The organism is Flavobacterium sp. ZT3R18, assembly GCF_007097385.1.
Lineage (GTDB): Bacteria > Bacteroidota > Bacteroidia > Flavobacteriales > Flavobacteriaceae > Flavobacterium.
Genome location: NZ_VJZS01000023.1, coordinates 57,911 through 79,743 on the forward strand (window position 1 = coordinate 57,911; position 21,833 = coordinate 79,743).

A 21,833-nucleotide genomic window follows, 5' to 3' on the forward strand; every position below is an offset into this window, starting at 1 on the left:
ATGTTTAAAAATTTTAAGCTTCCTTTAGTTTCATTACGCGTTAGAATCTTCATTTCAATGGTTATGCTGATCATTGCAACCTCTATATTGCTAATAACCATTTCCATCTTTCAATACAAAAGTGTTGCCAAAGAGTACAATCAAAGACGGGTAGAAAACATAGAGCGTTATGTAAAAAAACACATCAATTATGTTCTTTCGAATACGACCTATCCTTTAACCAATGAAAATATCAAATTAATTTTTAAGGATAAAATTCATGAAGTATCAGACATTCAAAATGCTGAAATTCAAATATATTCCTTAGAAGGAAAATTACTTAAATCGTCTAAAGAATCCTTTTCTGTAGAACCGCTTTCCCCTACCATTTCAAAATTCATTCTTCGATTGGTACAATCCTCAATCAATAAAAGATATGTAGATGTTAAAACCATTGATGGCATTAAGTACCGTTCTTCCTATAGTTTGATAAAAAATAAAAAATTCAAACCCATCGGAATACTTCTTTTGCCCAATATCCCCGATGATGGTTATTATGAAAAAGAATTAAACAATTTTCTAATTCATTTGGCACAAGTCTACACCTTTATGATTGTTGTGGCTTTTGCATTCGCCTATTTCTTATCCTCTTTTATAACCAAACCCATCAATGATTTTGCGAAAAAACTGAGCGAAACCAGTTTAGGTCAAAAAAATGAAATTATTCCTTACTCGGCAAAGATCAAAGAAATAAACATGCTATTGACTGCCTACAATAGAATGATTCAAGAACTCGAAAGAAACGCCATAAAACTCGCCCAGAACGAACGCGACTTGGCTTGGAGAGAAATGGCAAAGCAAGTGGCTCACGAAATCAAGAATCCGCTTACGCCAATGCGACTCACGGTACAAAGTTTTCAGCGGAAATTTAATCCCGAAGATCCTAATATTAAACAAAAATTAAACGATTACTCCGAATCATTAATACAACAAATTGACACCATGAGCTCCGTTGCGGCTGCCTTTTCTAATTTTGCCTCCATGCCTGCACAACAAAATGAAGTCTTGAATGTGGTAGAAGTCACAGCACTTACTTTGGATATTTTTAATGAAGATTATATTGTTTTTGAATGTGCCGAAAAAGAAATTATTTCAAAAATAGACCGCACCCAACTCATAAGAGTCATTACCAATTTGGTTAAAAATGCCACGCAAGCCATACCAGAAGATCAGGAAACTAAAATGGTGTTGGTTACCATCAAAAGAATTGCAGATGAAGTTGTCATTACCATCAAAGATAACGGAACCGGAATTGACCCTCGCCATATCAACACCATATTCGAACCCAAATTTACCACCAAAAATAGCGGAATGGGTTTAGGCCTCGGAATTATAAAAAACATTATCGAAAACTACAAAGGAACAATTACCTTTGAAACCAAATTTGGAAGTGGAACCATCTTTACGGTTACCCTCCCCATCATTAACACTTAAACCAGCAAAATGAACTACGAAAACCTTTTAATTACAATAGAAAACAACATCGCAACGGTTGTAATCAATAGACCAACTAAACTAAATGCTTTGAATATTGCAACGATAAACGACTTGCATAAAGCCATTAAAGTATTGGGTAAAAACAAAGAAATTCAAGTTATCATACTAACGGGTAGCGGAGAAAAAGCGTTTGTCGCAGGAGCCGACATCTCAGAATTTGCCCATTTCACTATCGAAGAAGGCGCTCAACTGGCTTTTCAGGGGCAGGAACTTTTATTTAATTTTATAGAGAATTTAAAAACTCCAGTTATAGCGGCTGTCAATGGTTTTGCATTGGGTGGTGGGCTAGAATTGGCCATGGCCTGTCATTTTAGAGTAGCTTCAGACAATGCCAAAATGGGACTACCGGAGGTTTCTCTTGGTGTTATCCCAGGTTATGGAGGAACACAACGTTTACCTCAATTGGTAGGTAAAGGTCGTGCGATGGAAATGATCATGACCGCTGGTATGATTACCGCCGACGAAGCCAAACAATACGGTTTGGTTAATCACGTAGTACCGCAAGCTGAGCTAATCGAATTTTGCACTGGTATTGCCCAAAAAATCATGAAAAACTCTCCTTTTGCCATTGGTAGAGCCATAAAAGCAATCAATGCTAATTTTGCAGATGGCAAAAATGGTTACGAAACCGAGATAAAAAACTTTGGAAAATGTTTCGGAACCGAGGATTTTAGCGAAGGGACCAAAGCGTTTTTGGAGAAAAGAAAAGCCGTTTTTACGGGGAAATAATATCCATACACTTAATAACCACACACTTAATAACCTACATGAATAAATTAATCTTAATTTTTGGAATTCTAATGATTTCCTTTTCAACTTTTGCCCAAAGTTTTCCGTTTAAAATTCAAAAAAGCGAGCTTTTTAAAGATGAATGTAAAGAATCCCAGATCGTACTTTCTGAAGATGATGGAAATGGGGGGATTTTAATAGTTCGATCCTATGAAGCAAGTTTTTCAGGAAAAAATGGATATTATATTGAACATTATGATTCAAATTTAAATCTTATAAAAGAATTTAATTATGAGATGAAGCATACTGGAACTCAAAAATATAAGTTTGCATTAGGTGTTTTTACAATGTTGGACAACTTAAATATCGTTCAAGTTTTTTATGATATCAATGAGAGAGCCTATATTTGTCTTGCACACAGTATAAATAAAAACGATTTTAATACTACCCAAAAAGAGCTCTTCAGGTTCACTCGTGAAGAAATAAAACAATATGGCAGTTTTGAACTGATAGACAGTTTTCATAACAGTATTCAAAACGGTTCAGTTTTAAATGGTGATTTTGCATCTAAAGGAAACAGAAATACGTTTTCACTTAATCCTTTTAATACAAAACAAGCAACTAATTCTTCCTCTGGAAATAATTCAGGAATTGCAATAGTAGTCAATAAAGATAAAAATGCATTTTCAATTGGAATTGATTTTAACAGCACTAAATCTGAAGCCTTAAAATTGTATTTGTTTGATGATAAACTAAATAAAAAAAAAGAACTTATTTATTCCAGAGAAATCAAAGACCGTAAATATATATTTCAGAATATTAATTTATCAAAAGACGGAAATTCAATTTATCTCTTAGGAAAATCTTTTACGCCCAATCAAAAAAGCAAAGAAAAAGGAGGTAAATACCAATTTGAAATAACAAAATTTACTCAAGATAAAGAAGTCACAAACACTTTTGATACCGAAGAACATTTCATAGGTTCATTAAAAACTATCGCATTGGAAGACAGACTCATTTGTGTTGGGTTTTATTCTGATATTGATGATTCTAAATACAAAGGGATTAGTTATTTTAAATTAGACGTCAATTCTCTAGAAGTTTTAAAGGCAAAATACAATCCATTTTCTGAGCAATTTATCATTGATAAATATGGAGAGGATAAAGATAAAGAATTAAAATACTTAACTTTTAAAAATTATTTTATTACTAAAAACAATGAATTGCTATTTAATGCTCAGGAAGAATATTCAACTACTTCTAGTAATGCGACATTTGGCATGAATGGTATGGGTGGTGGATATCAAACTTATTATCATTGTGATGATATTGTATCTGCAAAATTAAGTAATGAGGGCGATTTAGTTTGGGCTAGAAATATTAATAAAAAACAAGGTTATCAGTATGATGATAATTACGTTTCCTATACCGCATCAATTGTAGGGGATATGTCCTATTATTTTATTAATGCTGGGGAAGAAATAAAAAAATTAGATAAAAATAGAATAGAATTTAAAGATTCAAACAAAAACAGATCCAATCTTTATGTGATCAAAATAAAAGATAATGGTGACTTTGAATTTGAAAAAATCCTTGAGGAAGAAGAAAATGAAGTGCCTTTTGTGGTTTCAAAAGGTATTCAATTAGGTAATTCTGTGTTTTTTCTGGGTCGAAGAGGTAGTAAAAAGCAATTATTAAAAGTAGCGCTGTAAATCGTAAGTAATTTTATTTTAAAAATCGCAGAACTTTAGCACACAACCCTTAAATTTGCATTTCCATTTAGAATAATTCATAAAAAAACAATTCCTATGTCATTCCAACCTGTATTTGCTGAATTCTGGGAAAAAGTAAAAGAGAGCATCGAAAATAAAACGTATGCCAAATTAACCCTTGCCAAAACCATAGGCGATACTGAATTGAAAAATATTTATGTTCGTCCTGTTTTGAATGACGATGTCTTTAGCCTTTCGGTTACGGCACGTTATAAAACCGAAGAAATTGAGAGTTTTCACACCCTTGATGAAGCCTATATAGTTTTGGCTCCCTACATGAATAACCCATTTTTGACAGCACTTTTATTTACCACCGAAAATGACATTACCTTTAAACTGAATAAGAAACGTGTGGGAAGTATTATCGAACAAGCCCCTACTTTTAAAAATGCTTCGGATGTGATTTTGGAGATGAAAGAGAAAGGGCTTTAGTCTCAGTTTTCAGTCTCAGTTTCCAGATTTAAACTGAATACTGAGACTGAAAACTGCTCACTACTTCTCCCCTTCCCATTCCGCATAGAACTGCGCTAGAAATCCTTGCATATAATGATGTCTTTCTTTGGCTATCTGCTTCCCTGTTTCGGTATTCATCTTATCTTTTAGCAACAACAATTTTTCATAAAAGTGATTGATTGTTGGCGCTTGACTGTTTTTGTATTCTTCCTTGCTCATGTGCAAGTTTGGAGCAATTTGAGGATTGTACAAAACTCTGTTTTTAAAACCTCCATAATTAAACGCCCGGGCAATACCAATGGCTCCTAAAGCATCCAAACGGTCAGCATCCTGAACGATATCCAATTCGATTGATGAGAAATGCTTTTCCGTTTTTCCGCCTTTAAAAGAGATGTTATCTATGATTTGGATGACATGTGTAACAACTGCTTCCGAAACCGATTGACTTTCCAAAAATTCACGGGCTACTTTTCCTCCAACAGTTTCATCTCCACCGTGAAATTTACTATCGGCTATATCGTGAAGTAAAGCGCCGAGTTTCACAACAATTTCATTACAGGTTTCTCCACTTGCAATCAACAGCGCATTCTTATACACTCTCTGAATGTGAAACCAATCGTGACCTCCTTCGGCATTGGCTAATTTTTCTTTTACAAAAAGGATCGTTTTATTTATTAAATCTGGATTACTCATTTGTTGTTATTATTTATAAAAAAAAGCTGATTTTTAAAGTCTAAACCTTAAAAATCAGCAATATCAAATTCAATTTCAAAAATCAATGGCAATGGCAATAGCAAAAAAATCAAAAATCGTGGTTTCGACTACGCTCAACCACCGAAATCTTAAATCTGCAATCTACAATCGTGCCGGTTCTACCCATTTAAATTGGAATGACTCAGAAGGAATTACCAATCTTTCCGAAATTTTTGCCATTCTCGCTGGTAATTTCATCAAGTAATCACGAGCTTTCTCCGCCTCATCTGTCAAACCTGAAAATTTATCGATTTCCCATTTGTCAATTAATTTTTGCATGATTTCTACATAATCACTTGCAGTATAAACCCCAATACGTTGTGCTGAATCTGAAAAATGTTCGAAAGCAGAGCTGATTTTATTTCCTGATTCTCTCAAGAAATGCGCAGGCATAACGATTTTGGCTTTCATCATGTATTGAAAAGCAAGCATCATTTCACTTGGGTCTATTTTGAAAATTTCGCTAACAAAATGACTATATGCATGATGATGACGCATTTCGTCTCCAGCAATCATTTTACACATTTTTGCCAATTTCTTGTCACCATAACTTTTTGCCAATTGTGAAACCCTATTATGAGAAACATAAGTAGCTAATTCTTGAAAACTGGTGTACACAAAGTTCTTATAAGGATCTCTTCCTGTTCCAATATCAAAACCATCGTTGATTAAATGTTGAGTGGTAATTTCAATTTCACGCATATTCACACGGCCCGATAAATAAAGGTACTTGTTCAACAAATCGCCATGACGATTCTCTTCACCAGTCCATTGACGCACCCATTTTGCCCAACCATTTCTTTCTAAGTTATCAACCCCTTCTACTTCCATCAACCAATTTTCGTAGGTTGGTAAAGCTTCTTCGGTAATCATATCTCCAACCATGGCAACCCAAAAATCATAAGGCAAATCTTTTGAGATTTCTCTAAGCTCTTTTACTTCTTCAAGGAAATTATCACTTTCTGAATTCGGTAAAAAATCAGATGGCTGCCAAATTTGCTCTACTGGTATCAAGTATTGATCAACAAAACCATCAACCTTGCTTTCTAGAAACTGCATCACTTCTAGACGAATGTTCTTTATAGACATCTTATATAAATATTAAATTTTTATTCCTTTTACGATTGCCGCTTCGGTCTTTTCTACTATTTCACCAAAACTATAATCGGTAACCGCAATTGCTTCGTGTACTACAAAGGTAAGGCGATTTCCTAAACCATAGGGAAAAGATCCGTATTTTACCAATTTCCAAGAATGATTGATACTTAAGGGAACCACATAAGCTGATGGTGCATATTTACATAAAATTTTCAATCCACTTTGTGCAAATTCCTTTGGTTTACCATCTTTACTACGTGTTCCTTCAGGAAAAATAACGGCAGCCCTGTTGTGTTTTTCAATATATTCTGACAATTTCTTAATAGCAGGTATCGCCTGTTTTGGGTCTTTGCGGTCAATCAGCACAGAACCTCCATGACGCAAATTAAACGATACACTGGGCACCCCCTTCCCCAATTCTTTCTTGCTCACAAATTTTGGATGAAATTCTCTCAAAAACCAAATCATGGCAATAATATCATACAAACTCTGGTGATTGGCAACAAATATAATTGGCACTCCTTTTGGAATACTTTCTCTACCTTCAAAAACGAAAGTAGTACCCAACAAATGAACGATTCTCAATAAAAAAAAATTAAGATAATCGACACTTTTCTTATGCGCTTGATAACCAAAAACGTTTAAACAAACCCATTGAATAGGGTGAAAAATCACCAATGTCAAAAGAATTAACATCAAAACGATAAAAGATAAGGGATATGAAATGATTTTTTGCATACTGCTAAATTTGCCACAAAAGTAAGAAATATATTTTTAGGAGTATTTATTTCAAAAGCAACAAACAAAAAGACAACTATTCAATTGTTAAACAATCATTTACAATTAATATAAACTTATAAAAACAAATTTTAAAATTTTAAAACAAGAAAAAAAGAGTCGCAAAACAACCTATTGCATCGCCGTACATTAATCGTACCTTTGCTTTCTTATAACTTTGTCCTTTACAAAATGAACTTTACCTATCCCAAAACAGAAAAACTAAAAAGTAAAATCACCATCGGTTTATTGTTTACCGAAGGGAAATCTGTTTCTAAATACCCTTTGCGATTAGTTTATAATGCGGGCACTTTTGGTGAAGGCGAAAAAATAAAAATAGGGGTTTCGGTTTCCAAAAAATATTTTAAGAAAGCCGTAGATCGCAATTATTTCAAACGCCTGCTTCGCGAAACCTATCGACTAAACAAACATTTACTGATTGAGAATCTGGATCAACCCTATTCTTTTATGCTTTTTTACCAAAGCAAAGACCGATTGCCTTATGAAGAAATCAACACCAAAACCATACAGCTGTTTGAGAAATTCTTGGCTCAAACGAAACCAGTACGTCAATCCGAAGAAAAATAAATACCTGGCTTCTACAATGAATTAAGCGAGTTTTTACAAATCGTTAAGAAAAATTTAGCCACCAATTACACGAATTCTCACGAATTCCTTTAAATTTAAAAAATATTTTGTGAATAATTCGTGAAATTCGTGTCGAAAAACTTTTATCGGTTTCGCATTAGTCACTGGTACTCATATTATATTTTATTCTTATTTTAGTAAACTCAATTTAAGCCAAACGAAAATGAAAACCTTCTTTTTTCAAAAAAAAATCATCATTCCGATAATAGCATCCGCATTTTTGTTTGTGGGTGTTAGTTTTAAAGACGACTATTTTGAGATTGCCAAACAAATAGAAATTTTTACGACACTATTCAAGGAATTGAACAAAAACTATGTAGACGAAACCACTCCGGCCGAGCTGATGAACAACGCCATAAAAGGAATGTTGAGTTCCCTTGATCCCTACACCGTTTATTTTAACGAACAGGAAGTGCTTAAATTCAAAATTAACAATACGGGAGAATATACCGGAATTGGGGCATTAATTACCCGCAAAGACGACAAACTAATCCTAAGAGAACCATATAAAAATTTCCCGGCAGATAAAGCAGGACTCAAAGCGGGAGACGAAATTATTCAAATAGGAGATACCCCACTTGCTGATTTCAAAGATGATGCTTCCCAACTTTTAAAAGGGTCAAAAGGCACTAAAATTGACATTAAATACATTCGTCAAGGTAAAACGCTTTCAACTGTAATTGTATTGGATGAAGTCGAAATCAAATCGGTTCCTTATTTTGGAAAAATAGATGCGAAAACGGGCTATATCGTATTGGCTCGCTTCAACAACAAAGCCTCAAATGAAACCAAAGATGCCTTAGAGCAACTCAAAAGAGAAGGTGCCGAAAGAATTGTTCTTGATTTAAGAGGCAATCCGGGAGGATTATTGAACGAAGCCGTTAATATTTGCAATCTCTTTGTACCCAAAAATGAGATTATTGTAACGACCAAATCAAAAATAGAAAAACACAACAACACCTATAAAACATCCAAAGAACCAGTAGACACGGCCATTCCTTTGATTATTTTAGTGAACGGAAGAAGTGCTTCGGCGTCAGAAATTGTTTCGGGAGCACTACAAGATTTGGATCGTGCCGTAGTTTTAGGCAGTAGAAGTTTTGGAAAAGGTTTGGTACAAAGACCAGTAGAATTAACATATGGAACACAACTGAAAGTCACCATTTCCCGTTATTACACGCCTTCAGGCAGGTGCATTCAAGCATTAGATTATGCTCATAAAGATAAAAACGGTGTTGCCACACGAACCGATGCCAAGAATTACAACACCTTTAAAACCAGAAAAGGAAGAACGGTTTATGATGGAGGCGGTGTTTTACCCGACATCGAAATGGAAGAAACCAAAACGAGTCCGATAACCAATGCATTGCTAAAAAACGATGGAATTTTTCAGTACGCAACATACTATTATTACAAAAATCCGAGTTTAGGCACTACAATCCCAACGATTACAGATGCTGATTATACCGATTTCAAACAGTTTCTAAAAACCCAAAAACTAACTTTTGATACGGAAACCGAAATCGCATTGAAAAACACTTTGGCTACAGCCAAAAAAGAAAAACTAGACGAAGCTATTACTACTGAATACCAGCAATTGCTCACAGCTCTCCAAAAATCAGAAAACGTTTTACTGGACAAAAACCAAAAAGAAATCAAAGGTTTGTTGCTAGACGAAATCATTAAACGCTATCAATACCAAGAAGGATTATACGACTACTATATAAAAAATAATGTCGAAATCAAGAAAGCAGTTAGTGTTTTGAATAATCCCGCAGAGTATAATGGTATTTTGAAAAATTGATAGAAATAAAATTTTACATTTACTTTTTTTGTATTGTTTACTGAACAAACACCTCTTACAATGAACACTTTAGAGTTAAAAAAAGAGCTTCATCAAATTATAGACAATAGCGACACAAATCTCACTGAGGAGATTTACAATATCATTACAACTTATCTATTAAAATCTGGAAACAGTAAAATGATTACAGAATCTGAGGACAATATAAAATTAGGTCACATTCACAGTCAAGACGAAGTAAAAAAATGATTGAAAATTGGAAAGAATAATTAAGTTCAATTTAATGGAGATTAATCTAATTTTCAAAAATTACATCTTTCGCTTATTCTAATTTACTTTTGTATAAATAATAAATCAATTTCTTTAATTTTATCAAAGCCTTTATCAGAAGTTATCAAAGGAATATTATAAACAATAGCAGTAGAAGCTATTATGGCATCTGGAATTTTTATTTTATACTTTTTTCGAATATAAATACACTTTTGTTTAATCTGATAGTTCATATCTAAAACAAGACAATCATCTAACAATTCTATTTCGGTAATAAAAGAAACCGCAAAACCATAATCCAAAAAAGATTCAACAAACGGCTCTCCTTGATTGAGGTGGATTAAAAAATTAGTCTCGGCAAGAAAATCAATCCCATTCATTTCTTACCTCTTTTTGAAAATCTAATGCATCTATATTCTTTTCGGATAATCCAAAATGTTTACGCAATCCCTTTGATTCCCTCTTTTGAATTAACTTATTAAGGGTTTCTTGGATCTCTTTTTTAGATTGTTTTTTAGTTATAATGACTGTCATACTACTATATAATTAATTCATCCTTAAAAATTTACGCCTAATTTCTATTGAATTCCAAAATATTTAGCCTCTTGACAATAAAAAGCTCCCGCTATTTGTAATTTACTCCCCCCTTACCATCTCAATATGCGGAATATCATCTTCCAGATACATTTCGCTGGTTTGAATAAAACCGTGGCTTTCATAGAATTTTTTGAGATACAATTGCGCACCAATGGTAATTTGGCTTTCGCCAAAGTGAAGCAGTATACCCGAAATAGCTTCTTTCATCAAGTCGTGTCCCCATTTTCTGTCCCTGTAATCCGGATCTACCGTTACTCTTCCTATTGAAGCGTTATCAAAACTAATTCCAGCTTTGAAAAGTCGGGCGTGAGCCACTATTTTACCATCAAAGATTCCAAAAAGATGTAAAGCGACTTTATCCTTACCATCAAGATCAAGATAGACGCAATTTTGCTCCACTACAAAGATCCTACTTCGCAATTGGAGTATATCATACAATTCATTTACCGTTAATGCCTCAAAAGGCTTTATTTTCCATTCTATAGTCATACTGAAAAAATTATTTTAGATTTTAGATTTTTGATTTTTGATTAACGATTTCTGATTCCAGACCCGAGCGACCAATGTAATTAAATTAAGGGATGATATAAATGATTTTTGATTTCTGATTAACGATTTCTGATTTTTGATTTCAGAGGGGGTGCACGACAAAGTTCACATTTTTGATAAAAAATCAAATTCATTTTTATAATAATTATTGCTGAAGCATTTTATTAATCAAATCTACAAGAAAATTGCATGCAGATTTTCGCGGATTTACGCAGATTTTTTTTGGCTTTATAAAGCCTCTGTTTAAAATGTAATTTATTGCGCCCCCTTCAGAAGTTACAAGACACACGCAAATCACGCCCTACAAAATCAAAAATCAGAAATCGCTAATCTAAAATCTTAAATCAGAATTCACTTTACTCCCTGGATTACGGACTTCAATTCATGCATTAAATCACGTTTGTCTCTCGAAGGCGAATAACTAAATCCTTCTAAAAACAAAATTCTATTTTTATCAGGGTCTAGAATCATATAATTCAAGAAAGGCCCAAACATAAAACTGTCTTTCAATCGCCAAGTCCCTTTGGTTGTATAGGTCACTTTTCCGTCCAGTTTAGTTTTCATAAAGTAAATGGGGTACGATTGATCAATATACATGGTCGAAGCTGGCTCAGCCCCTTTTATGTACAATGTCCCTATAGAATCTTGAAGTTGCAAAATCCTTGAAGACACATCCGAATTATTTTTTATCGCACTCAAAGGCAACTGAGAAATCAGCAAACTGCTACTCCCACTAATAAACTCTTTTTTTAGCCAGACAAAATTAGCTCCTTTAGCGACATAAGAGTAACTACTTGGGACTTTTAAAACAATTTGAAACTGTTTCTGGATTGTTTTTGGATTGAGAATAGAATCATTTAACAATCGTTGATGCTCTGTGATTTCTCCCTCTTCTATAATTTGGAGTATTTGAGGAGTATGTTTTTCAAAAATTTCAAGAATATCCCCAACTGATTTTCCAGAAATATGAAACACATTTTGCGGCGTTGCATACTGATCCTTATTAATTCCAAAAACATTTTCATTTGCTTTTTTAATTACAATGATCGTCCTACTTTTGGTCATAAACCCTTCCATTAGATGGGTAGGATATTGATTTATATCAAATAGTGGTTCTTCTTTCGGCAAACCGTCAACAGCTTTGGCAAATTTATTTCGAATGCTGTCCCCGATTACGCCATACCATAGCTTATCATCTATAACTACCGAAATAGAATTGATTTTCCCTGATGAAGGTCGTGCTGGATTTTCATTCTTCTTGGAGCAAGAAAAAAGGAACAACGAAACAAATAGAACTAAAATAGGCACTTTATTCATCATAAATCGATTATAGAATAGACCCCAAAAGTACAGCAGTTCCTTGACTCTACCATGAATTGTGTGGGTAAATTTTTCTAAACGATTTGTAAAAATCCGCTTAACTCGTGCTAGAAGCTTATCCTTTTATTTTTAGTCCCATTCCCGGTTTAAGATTATCACCAGTGATATTATTCCACTTTTTCAAGTCGGATACTGTAACTCCAGGGTATTGTTTGGATATACTAAATAAAGAATCTCCTTTTTTTACCAGGTAATCGCTATCGGCATTTTTAGAAGAAGATGTTGTAATGTCTTTTTTCTTAAAAGAATCCACCGTTGCATTGTTGGTGATAATAGCTACTTCATTTTTGGCCACTATTAATGTATTTCCAACAGCAAGATTGTTATTTTGTAAATTATTCCATTGCTTCAAATCTGCTAAAGAAGATCCGAATTTTTTGGCTATGTTTCCTAGATTATCTCCTTTTTGAACTTCGTATTGAATGTCTTTATGTACAGGAGCTGCCACCGCAACTACGGCTGCACTTTCTAATACTGGTTCTGCTACTTGCAAAGAAACGCCCAATTTAACACTGGCAGAAGAAAGGTGGTTCCATTCTTGAATATCGGCTACAGTGGTATTGTATTTCTTGGCAATCGTATTCAGATTGTCTCCTTTTTGAACGATGTAAAAATTCGTTGCATTAGCAACTAGTGTGTCCTTTTTATCGATTGAATTCGTTTTAGCATCAGCTGCCACCACTTTTGGAGCATCTGCTGTAATCAATACTTTATTCTTACAGCTATTTGAAGCTAAACTTGTTCTTGAGTCCGTAGTAACATCTAAAATAATTTTCAATGATTTTCCAGAAGCAACCGAATTCCCTTTGAGGTGATTCCATTTTTTTAAATCCGAAACAGCAACGTCATTCTTTTTTGCAATATCGCCCAGATTGTCACCACGCCTCACTTTGTAGTATTTCACTTTGGCCTTGGATGCCGATACATAAGCTAAAGAATCTTTTATATAATTAGATTTCCAGTTTTGTTTTACCTTCTCTCTGTTGTCTATTTCATATTGAACATAGGCATAAATTTTATCTTCGTTTGAAGTAAAAACCGCCACTTTAGAAGAAGGCAGTGTCAAATAATGGCTTTTATCCGAATAGAATGGTACGACATTACGTTTGTATGAAGGATTCAAAGCTTGCAATTGCTCAACTGGAATGTCTAACAAATTCGAAATTTGCGCAAAAGACATTTCTTTCTTCACCATTACAGTATCGGTAGCAAAATGTTTCACTAAAGCTTTTTTGGGAACAATTCCATGAGCAGTGTGGTACTCGTAAATATACATAGTGGCCAGGAAAGCAGGAACATACCCTTGTGTTTCTTGAGGAAGATGCTTTTTGATATTCCAGAAGTTTTGTTGACCTCCCGACCGACGAATTGCTTTGCTAACATTACCTGGACCTGAATTGTAAGAGGCTAAAACCAAATCCCAATCGTTAAAAATAGTAAACATATTGGTCATATACTGCGCTGCTGCTCCCGAAGATTTTAGAGGATCATTGCGTTCATCAACATAAGAATCGATACTCAAATTGTATTGTTTCCCCGTTTGATACATAAATTGCCACAATCCTGTCGCTCCCATTTTCGAAACTGCTTTTGGATTTAATGCGGATTCCACAACGGCTAAATATTTAATCTCTAATGGAACATTTTGTTTGGCTAGTGCTTCTTCAAAAATCGGAAAATAATACTCTGCAATGGCCATTTGATTGGCAAATGCTTTTCTTCTGTTTTTAAGGAATGATTTAATTAAATTTTCTAACCCTTGGTTGTATTCTATATTAAAAGGGGATTTGGCATCCATAGCCGCAAGCCGTTCTTTCAGCAATTCCGTAGGCAGTTCTTTATCAATATCTTTATCAATATTAACCGTTTTAATTTCCGTTTCTATATCCTTATAAATTTCAAAACTAGACACTTGATTCATCCAAAGGCTGTCGGTTTTAGTCGTTCTATCGTATTTAACAAAAGAATTTTTGATGGAGTCTAAATAAGAAACAGGCTTTTGTGTACTTACCATTTCATTATTCTCAATGGCGTTTTGAGAAAACACTGAAAAGGTTAACAAAAGGAAAAACGATAGGGTGGTATTTTTTGAAGTCATAAATATATATTCAATGTACTATTATTCAAATAATTACAAATTAATAATTACAAACTTAAAAGGTAAAATTTAAAAAAAGCAATAAATAATGTTAAAAATACAAAAAAAATCGACATTTCGATGGATTTTTAATTATTTGTGAGTAAAATTTTTCAAAAACTTAATTTTTCGTATTTGAATGATGTTCAACACAGATTCCAGATAAGAATTATTTATGACTCTCATCGTAACCTTAGTTGCCTTCCGAAAAGCCTGAAAGGGTGTAACAATTATAGAAAAAGACAATTCCATCATCCCAAAACCCCGAAGGGGTGACATTTGCACATCTGAATGTATTGACTGTTACGATGGCGATTAAAAGGATAAATAATTTCACCCTTTCAGGGTTTGTTCACCCACGATATATGTTCTATAATCATTGCACCCCTTTCGGGGTTTTGATGGGTTATAATACCAATAATACCATTTTGGCTTTGAATTTACTGTGACAAATCTATCTAGCTTTATGCGTCAGTTCGAGTGTTTTAATAAAAAATGCGATAGCTTTTTTTATTAAAATGTATCGAGAACCCTAACATGAAAACTTCTCGATACAATTTTGAATAGTAAAGCTGTCGCATTACTATTTAAAATCACTCGAAGAGACGATGCGTTTTTTATTCCAGTAAAATCAAGATTAAAATGGTATAAAGAGCTTGCCATGTATTATTTATAAAAAAACCTAGCAGCAAAATAAATCGCTACTAGGTTTTTTGATTGTACCCAAAAATTAAATTTCTGAGACGTTTATATTTAAAAGATTGTCTTAATCTAAAATAGCCGCTATTCCAGGTAGCACTTTACCTTCTAGCATTTCTAACATAGCACCACCGCCTGTAGAAACGTAACTCATTTTGTCTTCTAGACCAAATTGTTTTACTGCCGCAACCGAATCACCTCCACCTACTAGTGAAAAAGCACCGTTTTGAGTAGCAGCTGCAATATAGTTTCCAAGGGCAATGGTTCCTTTTGCGAAGCTTTCCATTTCAAAAACACCCAATGGTCCATTCCAAAGGATTGTTTTAGACTCCATGATCACTTTTTCAAAGTTGGCTAATGATTTTGGACCTGCGTCAAGGCCTTGCCATCCATCAGGGATTTCATCAACATTTACAATTTGAGTATCTGCGGTATTAGAGAAGTCATTGGCAGCAATAACATCAACCGGAATATGAATTTGCACACCTTTTTCTTTGGCTAATCTTAAAATTTCAAGTGCCAATTCTTGCTTGTCATCTTCACAAATAGAATTCCCGATTTTTCCACCCAAAGCTTTCACGAAAGTAAATGTCATTCCACCACCAATAATCATGTGATCTACTTTGTCCAGAATATTTTCGATAACCGTAATTTTAGAAGATACTTTAGATCCGCCCAAAACTGCCGTTACTGGTTTTTCACTGTTTTTTAATACTTTATTTAAACTCTCTATTTCTTTGGCCAGTAAGGTTCCAAAACATTTACTGCTTGGAAAAAACTGAGCTATTATAGTGGTCGAAGCGTGTGCTCTGTGCGCCGTTCCAAAAGCATCGTTTACATAGATGTCTCCAAGGGAAGCCAACTCTTTTGCGAAAGCAACATCTCCAGCTTCCTCTTCGTCATGAAAACGTAAATTTTCTAACAATAACACTTGACCTGGCAACAAATTTTTAGCCGCATTTTGAGCTTCAACACCCACACAATTCGATGCAAATTGAACCGGTACCCCAAGAATGTCAGAGGTTGTTTTCAAGATGTGTTTCAAGGAGTATTTATCTTCAACGCCTTTTGGTCTTCCTAAGTGAGACATCAAGATTACACTTCCTCCTTGAGCTAAAATAGCATCTATGGTAGGTTTTGCTGCCTCAATACGAGTAGCATCCGTTACGTTAAAATTCTCGTCTAATGGAACGTTAAAATCTACACGGATTATTGCCCTTTTAGCATTAAAATCAAAATTATTTAAAGTCTTCATGGTTCTTTTTTTAGTTGTTTTTGAAAGAAAAGCAAAGATATAACTTTTAAGCAACTCTTAAATTTGAAAATTCTAAATAAATTGTGAATTTACTAACGAAATCGATGTAAACGGTGAAAAAGAGCAAGGAGCAAGGAGCAAGGAGCAAAGAGCAAAGAGCAAAGAGCAAAGAGCAAAGAGCAAAGAGCAAAGAGCAAAGAGCAAAGAGTGAAGAGTGAAGAGTGAAGAGTGAAGAGTGAAGAGTGAAGAGTGAAGAGTGAAGAGTGAAGAGTGAAGAGTGAAGAGTGAAGAGTGAAGAGTGAAGAGTGAAGAGTGAAGAGTGAAGAGTGAAGAGTGAAGAGTGAAGAGTGAAGAGTGAAGAGTGAAGAGTAAAGAGTAAAGAGTAAAGAGTAAAGAGTAAAGAGTAAAGAGTGAAGACAAAAAATAAGTAAAACTTAAATTTTTCAAACCTCTTTTTTCTAACTTCTATATTCTAATCTCTCAATTCTAACTTCCCTACTCATGAACAGGACTGTCTGTACACGGACAGTTACTCACGCCTTGCAGGAATCTAAAACCTATGGTTAGCGAATGGGTTCCAGAATTATGCGCCGCTAAACCATTTAACGTCACTTGATAGGAATACCCGAAAGAAATAACTCCTTTTTGCAGTCCAACTATTGGACCAACGGCAAGTGGTTTACCTATTTGATCGTTCAAAAAACGATAGGATGCCCCTACCCAGTAGTAATCTTCGTATCTATTGTATTTTCTGTATTTTAAATTAAAATCTGTTACCGAACGACCATCACTTTGATACAATTGATAAAAAACGGAAGGCTCTAGCTCTGATCGGTTCCCAGAGTCGAACACATAACCTGAATACAATTGATAGTTGGTTAACAAATTAGGCTCGAGTTTAGTGGTTGTAAAATCAAGGTTCTTTTGCAAGATATTGGTAGCAGTTGCACTCGCATAAAAATTTTTAAATCGGTATAGAAAACCAATTTCAAAGTTGTTATTAGTTGTAGCTCTGTTATCAGTAATTCCAGGGTCGTTAGTAGAAGGGGTCGAATTGGGGAGATCTAATCTAAACGAATTATAAATATACGAAATTCCAAACGAAAGGTATTGTTTCGAATAATAATCTAATATGATATGATGCGAAAAGCTTAGTTTTCCACCTGCTTGATGCGTATTTCCATTAGAATCATTGTACAAAGTCAATCCCACACCAGATTTATCTAAGACTCTAAAATCAGCATATAGTGATTGATTTTGGGGTGCGTTTTCGATACCTACCCATTGTTTGTATCCATTTAGGTTTACTCTAAAATTATCTCCAATACCGGCATAGGTAGGAGAAATGACAAAAGGGTTGTCTGCTAAATATTGAGTAGCTACTGGAGCATTTAACTCTTGACTGTAACTAGATGCTACAGTCAAAAGTAAAAAGCATATTACGATTTTTTTCATTCTCTTTTTTTATTATTGAAGACACTTCAAATGCATTTGATATTAACGATACAAAGTAAAATGACCTACAAATTCACGATCATCTTTGGTATTTCTAAGTTTTAGAACATACCAATAATCCCCCATAGGCAACTCGGTACCGTTGTATTTACCATCCCAGAATTGTCCCGCACCAAAGGTACCTACTATACGACCATAGCGATCATAGACTACGAATTGTATGTCCGGATAGTTCTCAGTATTGATTGGTTTCCAATGATCATTTGTACCATCACCTGTTGGTGTAAATATTGGTGGTATTATGATATCTATAAACTCAAAATACTTAGTCACAGCAGCTACACATCCATTACTATCTGTTACCGTTACTGTATAATCTCCTGATTTGTAATAGATGTATTTATTATTAGCACCTATGTCTTCACCATTAACAGTGTATCTATAAACACCAGAACCTCCTTTGGCAGTAGCTACAATTTCGTTTAATCCTCCAAGATCAATAGAAATGGTTAAAGGATCTACTTGTTTAACATTGAAAACAGAAGTAGCATCTACACAACCATTTTTATGATGTGCCATGATGAAATGGTCTCCGGGAACAAGATTGACAAAGACGTTACTTGGTTGTGTAGTAGGACTACTATCCAAAGAATAAACAACATCGGCCAACTTGTTGCTTGCGTCAATTGTTACTTCTACGCTATTTCCAGGTGCATTATTAACACAATCGTACGATAGATTTGCTTTTGGATCTAAAACTACTGAAGCATCTAATACTACAACCAATTCAAAATCACATAAATTCGCATCTTTAACATAAACGGTATGATTACCACCTGTTAGTCCTTTGAAACCTACTTGTCCTAGAACATAAGTACCCTTAGGGTCATCTAAACTAGTACTATATGGCGCAATACCTCCTGTAATACTAATGCTAAATTCTCCCGTTTTGTCACCCGCGCAATATTCTTGTTTTATAGAAAGTGGATCTACCTTGGCATTAATTTGCAGAGGCTCAGTGATTATAAAACTAGGAATAGGACTGACATAACACCCATTTTCATCTTGAACAATTACCATGTAAGTTCCAGGTTTCAGGTTATTAAAAACCCCAGAATCCAAAAACTTATCAGAGCGTGGTGTGATGGCATATTTTATAATTCCAGTACCGTCAAAACCATTTACGGTTATAGATCCATCTCCATTACCCGCACATTTTACATCTGTTTTACTAGAGGTAAAATCTAATTTTGCTGGAGGTTCATTGATATCAACTTTGACTGAATATTCTTGGCAATCCTTGCAATTAACGTGAACAATATAAGAACCAACCGGTAATTGTGTAAAATTACCTGGTGTGGTTTGTGTTGGTATAAAAGCCAAAGGCAACCCAGCACCATTCAACAACGTATAAGCATAATTCCCTAAACCTCCAGTCGCAGTAGCGATTATGACACCAGTACTATCTCCTTTACAATTGATTTTAGAATTCACAGTATTCACTGCAACACTTAAAACTGGTAAAGGATCGTTAGCAATATCGTTGGACACCACACTTCTGCAACCTTTAGCATCACGAATATAGTAACGATAAGTACCAACAGGTACTGGAAATGTTACCGAAGATCCAATCATAACTGTACTTGCAGCAAAACTTGGAGTATCGCTATAACTGTATGGAGCTGTTCCACCTGATACCGAAAGAGTCAGAGTAGACTCTGTTTTACACGTTTGTGAACTCGCTTTTACTAAACTAGCAACAATCACATTTGGTTCGGTTATTACAATCGGAGTCGAAGTCGTACCACAACCCCAACCATCCGTTACGGTAATAGTATATGTTCCTGCCCCTAAATCAGTAAATATATTTCCAGCCTGCGGCGCAGAAGAAATCACTGGAGTAAGTGAGGTTCTGTTCAAAGTATAGCTGTAATTCGAACCTTGACCACCTGAAGGTATTCCTACAGTAATACTCGCATTAGTATCGCCATGGCAACTTAATGATAAAGTACTTGGTGTAACAGTAAAGTTAATTAGCACTGGATTCTTTAGCGTCAATGAAATTGAATCCGGACAACCACTACTATCTCTAACAAATAGGGTATAAGGTCCAGCTATTAAGTTCGTAAAAACTGAATTGGCAGAATAGACAGAATAGGCAGCATTTACCGACCCTGCTAATTTATATTCATACCCACCTGGCCATCCACCAGTAGCACTAGCAGAAATACTTCCGCCAGAAATACAAGTAATTTCTGTATGCAATTCGCTAGCTTTCAGAGCAGCTGTTGGACCTGTAATAGTAAAGCTTTTAGAAACTGAACAAAAAGGAGTATTCTTTAATGTAGCAGTTATGGTATAAGTACCAGCAGCCAAAGTAGTCAAAGGTAACGTAGCCGTTGCTGATGATCCTCCAGGGTAAACAGTTCCTAATGCATCAACTAATGTATAATCAAATGGACCTGCCTGATCTAGATCTGTTGCAGTAATCACTCTGTCAATAAAAGTCACTTTGGCACTTCCATCAGTTAAATTCGAACAAGTAATGTTAACAATGTTATCAATTGTTAAGTCGAATGTGTTTGGTTCATTAACATAGTGAACATTTTGAATTTCACAATTGGTATCTAAGTTTTTAACCGTAATTAAATAACTTCCAACTGGTAATCCAGTGAAAGCAGCTGTTGGAACTGCAACAATTTTCGTAACACTATAAGTATGTATAAGTAAAGGCAAACCAGTGTTAGGATCATATAGAACATCCTCAACTTTAATACTTAAATTATTAGGTATTCCCCCAATAGCACTAACATTCACCGTTATATCTTCAGCATTAGCACAAGTAATCGCTTTGTTTATCACAACATTTATTTTATCTAAAGCAATGTATTTAGCAATAGGAACAGATACACTAGTTCCAGGAAGACATCCCTTACTGTCATAAACTTTTACAACGTAGTTACCACCTAAAAGATCGGCTTCGGTATAACTGTTATTAGGTCCAAAATAGACTCTCGTACCATTCCTGATAAACTCATAATTCAAATAAGGAGCTGTACCACCCGATATCGCTAATGGATCAATGCTTATTGTAGCCAAGTTACCAGAATTCCCTGCAGTACAACTGTATTGAGTTACCGTTGGAGCAGGTACTACAATTGGATTTGGCTGTGTTACAGTTTTAGGTAAAGAAGCTGGACAACCTCTTCCTGAAACCACATCAACAGTATAATTTCCAGCTGCTAATCCGCTGAATAAAGGAGAATCTTGAGGACCAACATTTATTGCAGTTCCAGTCACGGTAATTCCACTCAAAGTATATTTATACACTGGGTTGTCATTTACGCCTGCTGCTGGAGTGGTCATAGTAGCGGTAATTGTTCCGTCAGTACCGCCGTTACAAGTAACTGGAGTAGTACCTAAAGTAAATCCTGTAATAGGCGTGGCTGGTGTTAAAGTGATTGGAGTAAAAAATTCACAACCTGTGGTTACATCGTGTACACCCATAGTATGTGCTCCTGTAGTTACACCACTGAATACTGCACCACCAACAAAGAAACCGCCATCAATATTGTACGTATAATTAGCAGAACCGCCATTGGCCAATACTGTAATTACCCCATTATTACCGGCACAACTTGGTGTAGTTGTAACCGTTGGTCTTAAAGCTAAAGGCACTAAAATTGGAACAGAAACAACTGGATTACCACAACCATTCTTATCTTTTATCTGTATCGTATGAGTACCAGATGACAAATTAGATATTGTAAATGGAACCGTTTGAGTTTGGAAATCACTTCCATCAATACTAAAACTATATGGTGCAATTCCAGCGGTTGGAACTGTAACATCTATTACAAAATTACCCTCAGTAATTCCGCACTGTGTATTTAATACCGCAGCTACTACTGGAGAAGGGTC

18 protein-coding genes are annotated in these 21,833 nt (G+C 34.9%); 7 read left to right on the forward strand and 11 right to left on the reverse strand.

Features of this window, described 5'->3' with window-relative positions; all coding sequences use genetic code 11:
• From FNW52_RS17855 to FNW52_RS17870, 4 genes are all read left to right on the forward strand, one after another.
• Positions 1-1,473 carry an ATP-binding protein gene (locus FNW52_RS17855; RefSeq protein ID WP_255515641.1) on the forward strand — a complete coding sequence of 491 codons (1,473 nt, stop codon included), beginning with the start codon at positions 1-3 and terminating at the stop codon, positions 1,471-1,473.
• 9 nt (positions 1,474-1,482) lie between these two features.
• Entirely contained in the window at positions 1,483-2,265 is a 783-nt protein-coding gene (locus FNW52_RS17860; RefSeq protein WP_143378843.1) for an enoyl-CoA hydratase/isomerase family protein, read from the forward strand.
• A 38-nt stretch (positions 2,266-2,303) separates the two neighbouring features.
• Positions 2,304-3,977: a hypothetical protein gene (locus FNW52_RS17865; RefSeq protein WP_143378844.1), complete on the forward strand. Its 1,674-nt coding sequence runs from the start codon at positions 2,304-2,306 to the stop codon at positions 3,975-3,977.
• A 96-nt stretch (positions 3,978-4,073) separates the two neighbouring features.
• A complete protein-coding gene (locus FNW52_RS17870) occupies positions 4,074-4,469 on the forward strand; it encodes a hypothetical protein (protein ID WP_143378845.1) in 396 nt (131 codons plus the stop codon).
• A gap of 60 nt (positions 4,470-4,529) precedes the next feature.
• Here the strand turns inward: FNW52_RS17870 and FNW52_RS17875 are convergent, their stop codons facing one another.
• The 3 genes from FNW52_RS17875 to FNW52_RS17885 all read right to left on the reverse strand — a co-directional run bounded on the left by FNW52_RS17875 (position 4,530) and on the right by FNW52_RS17885 (position 7,079).
• Positions 4,530-5,183 (reverse strand): HD domain-containing protein, encoded by a 654-nt coding sequence (locus FNW52_RS17875; protein ID WP_143378846.1) that lies wholly within the window; start codon positions 5,181-5,183, stop codon positions 4,530-4,532.
• A gap of 162 nt (positions 5,184-5,345) precedes the next feature.
• Positions 5,346-6,332: an acyl-ACP desaturase gene (locus tag FNW52_RS17880; RefSeq protein WP_143378847.1), complete on the reverse strand. Its 987-nt coding sequence runs from the start codon at positions 6,330-6,332 to the stop codon at positions 5,346-5,348.
• Positions 6,333-6,344: 12 nt separating this feature from the next.
• Positions 6,345-7,079, reverse strand: coding sequence for a 1-acyl-sn-glycerol-3-phosphate acyltransferase (locus FNW52_RS17885; RefSeq protein WP_143378848.1), 735 nt, complete (start codon positions 7,077-7,079; stop codon positions 6,345-6,347).
• Between the two features lie 231 nt (positions 7,080-7,310).
• Here FNW52_RS17885 and rnpA point away from each other — a divergent pair, with 231 nt between their 5' ends.
• The 3 genes from rnpA to FNW52_RS17900 all read left to right on the forward strand — a co-directional run bounded on the left by rnpA (position 7,311) and on the right by FNW52_RS17900 (position 9,819).
• Positions 7,311-7,706 (forward strand): ribonuclease P protein component, encoded by a 396-nt coding sequence (gene rnpA, locus FNW52_RS17890; protein WP_143378849.1) that lies wholly within the window; start codon positions 7,311-7,313, stop codon positions 7,704-7,706.
• 223 nt (positions 7,707-7,929) lie between these two features.
• Positions 7,930-9,570, forward strand: coding sequence for a S41 family peptidase (locus FNW52_RS17895; protein WP_143378850.1), 1,641 nt, complete (start codon positions 7,930-7,932; stop codon positions 9,568-9,570).
• Positions 9,571-9,630: 60 nt separating this feature from the next.
• Positions 9,631-9,819 (forward strand): hypothetical protein, encoded by a 189-nt coding sequence (locus FNW52_RS17900; protein ID WP_143378851.1) that lies wholly within the window; start codon positions 9,631-9,633, stop codon positions 9,817-9,819.
• An 83-nt stretch (positions 9,820-9,902) separates the two neighbouring features.
• On the opposite strand, the gene FNW52_RS17905 is transcribed toward FNW52_RS17900, so the two are convergent.
• From FNW52_RS17905 to FNW52_RS17940, 8 genes are all read right to left on the reverse strand, one after another.
• Positions 9,903-10,220 (reverse strand): PIN domain-containing protein, encoded by a 318-nt coding sequence (locus FNW52_RS17905; protein WP_143378852.1) that lies wholly within the window; start codon positions 10,218-10,220, stop codon positions 9,903-9,905.
• Entirely contained in the window at positions 10,207-10,374 is a 168-nt protein-coding gene (locus FNW52_RS20895; RefSeq protein ID WP_185966032.1) for a hypothetical protein, read from the reverse strand. Before FNW52_RS20895 ends, FNW52_RS17905 begins: the two co-directional genes overlap by 14 nt.
• Positions 10,375-10,476: 102 nt before the next feature.
• Positions 10,477-10,926, reverse strand: a complete 450-nt coding sequence (locus tag FNW52_RS17910) for a GNAT family N-acetyltransferase (RefSeq protein ID WP_143378853.1) — start codon at positions 10,924-10,926, stop codon at positions 10,477-10,479.
• A 411-nt stretch (positions 10,927-11,337) separates the two neighbouring features.
• Entirely contained in the window at positions 11,338-12,306 is a 969-nt protein-coding gene (locus FNW52_RS17915) for a DUF4837 family protein (RefSeq protein WP_255515642.1), read from the reverse strand.
• Positions 12,307-12,421: 115 nt separating this feature from the next.
• Positions 12,422-14,464 (reverse strand): LysM peptidoglycan-binding domain-containing protein, encoded by a 2,043-nt coding sequence (locus tag FNW52_RS17920; RefSeq protein ID WP_143378854.1) that lies wholly within the window; start codon positions 14,462-14,464, stop codon positions 12,422-12,424.
• Positions 14,465-15,269: 805 nt separating this feature from the next.
• Positions 15,270-16,457 carry a phosphoglycerate kinase gene (gene pgk, locus FNW52_RS17925; RefSeq protein ID WP_143378855.1) on the reverse strand — a complete coding sequence of 396 codons (1,188 nt, stop codon included), beginning with the start codon at positions 16,455-16,457 and terminating at the stop codon, positions 15,270-15,272.
• A gap of 495 nt (positions 16,458-16,952) precedes the next feature.
• A complete protein-coding gene (locus FNW52_RS17935; protein ID WP_143378856.1) occupies positions 16,953-17,912 on the reverse strand; it encodes a type IX secretion system membrane protein PorP/SprF in 960 nt (319 codons plus the stop codon).
• A 42-nt stretch (positions 17,913-17,954) separates the two neighbouring features.
• Positions 17,955-21,833: T9SS type B sorting domain-containing protein (locus tag FNW52_RS17940; RefSeq protein ID WP_143378857.1), on the reverse strand; the 3,879-nt coding region annotated here is incomplete at its 5' end.

Bases quoted from the DNA above. Each gene is read 5' to 3' on its own strand.
- FNW52_RS17870 (WP_143378845.1), top strand. From the start codon at position 4,074: ATGTCATTCCAACCTGTATTTGCTGAATTCTGGGAAAAAGTAAAAGAG.
- FNW52_RS20895 (WP_185966032.1), bottom strand. From the start codon at position 10,374: ATGACAGTCATTATAACTAAAAAACAATCTAAAAAAGAGATCCAAGAA.
- FNW52_RS17865 (WP_143378844.1), top strand. From the start codon at position 2,304: ATGAATAAATTAATCTTAATTTTTGGAATTCTAATGATTTCCTTTTCA.
- FNW52_RS17910 (WP_143378853.1), bottom strand. From the start codon at position 10,926: ATGACTATAGAATGGAAAATAAAGCCTTTTGAGGCATTAACGGTAAAT.
- FNW52_RS17895 (WP_143378850.1), top strand. From the start codon at position 7,930: ATGAAAACCTTCTTTTTTCAAAAAAAAATCATCATTCCGATAATAGCA.
- FNW52_RS17935 (WP_143378856.1), bottom strand. From the start codon at position 17,912: ATGAAAAAAATCGTAATATGCTTTTTACTTTTGACTGTAGCATCTAGT.
- FNW52_RS17920 (WP_143378854.1), bottom strand. From the start codon at position 14,464: ATGACTTCAAAAAATACCACCCTATCGTTTTTCCTTTTGTTAACCTTT.
- FNW52_RS17905 (WP_143378852.1), bottom strand. From the start codon at position 10,220: ATGAATGGGATTGATTTTCTTGCCGAGACTAATTTTTTAATCCACCTC.
- FNW52_RS17860 (WP_143378843.1), top strand. From the start codon at position 1,483: ATGAACTACGAAAACCTTTTAATTACAATAGAAAACAACATCGCAACG.
- FNW52_RS17880 (WP_143378847.1), bottom strand. From the start codon at position 6,332: ATGTCTATAAAGAACATTCGTCTAGAAGTGATGCAGTTTCTAGAAAGC.
- FNW52_RS17915 (WP_255515642.1), bottom strand. From the start codon at position 12,306: ATGATGAATAAAGTGCCTATTTTAGTTCTATTTGTTTCGTTGTTCCTT.
- rnpA (WP_143378849.1), top strand. From the start codon at position 7,311: ATGAACTTTACCTATCCCAAAACAGAAAAACTAAAAAGTAAAATCACC.
- FNW52_RS17875 (WP_143378846.1), bottom strand. From the start codon at position 5,183: ATGAGTAATCCAGATTTAATAAATAAAACGATCCTTTTTGTAAAAGAA.
- FNW52_RS17885 (WP_143378848.1), bottom strand. From the start codon at position 7,079: ATGCAAAAAATCATTTCATATCCCTTATCTTTTATCGTTTTGATGTTA.
- pgk (WP_143378855.1), bottom strand. From the start codon at position 16,457: ATGAAGACTTTAAATAATTTTGATTTTAATGCTAAAAGGGCAATAATC.
- FNW52_RS17855 (WP_255515641.1), top strand. From the start codon at position 1: ATGTTTAAAAATTTTAAGCTTCCTTTAGTTTCATTACGCGTTAGAATC.
- FNW52_RS17900 (WP_143378851.1), top strand. From the start codon at position 9,631: ATGAACACTTTAGAGTTAAAAAAAGAGCTTCATCAAATTATAGACAAT.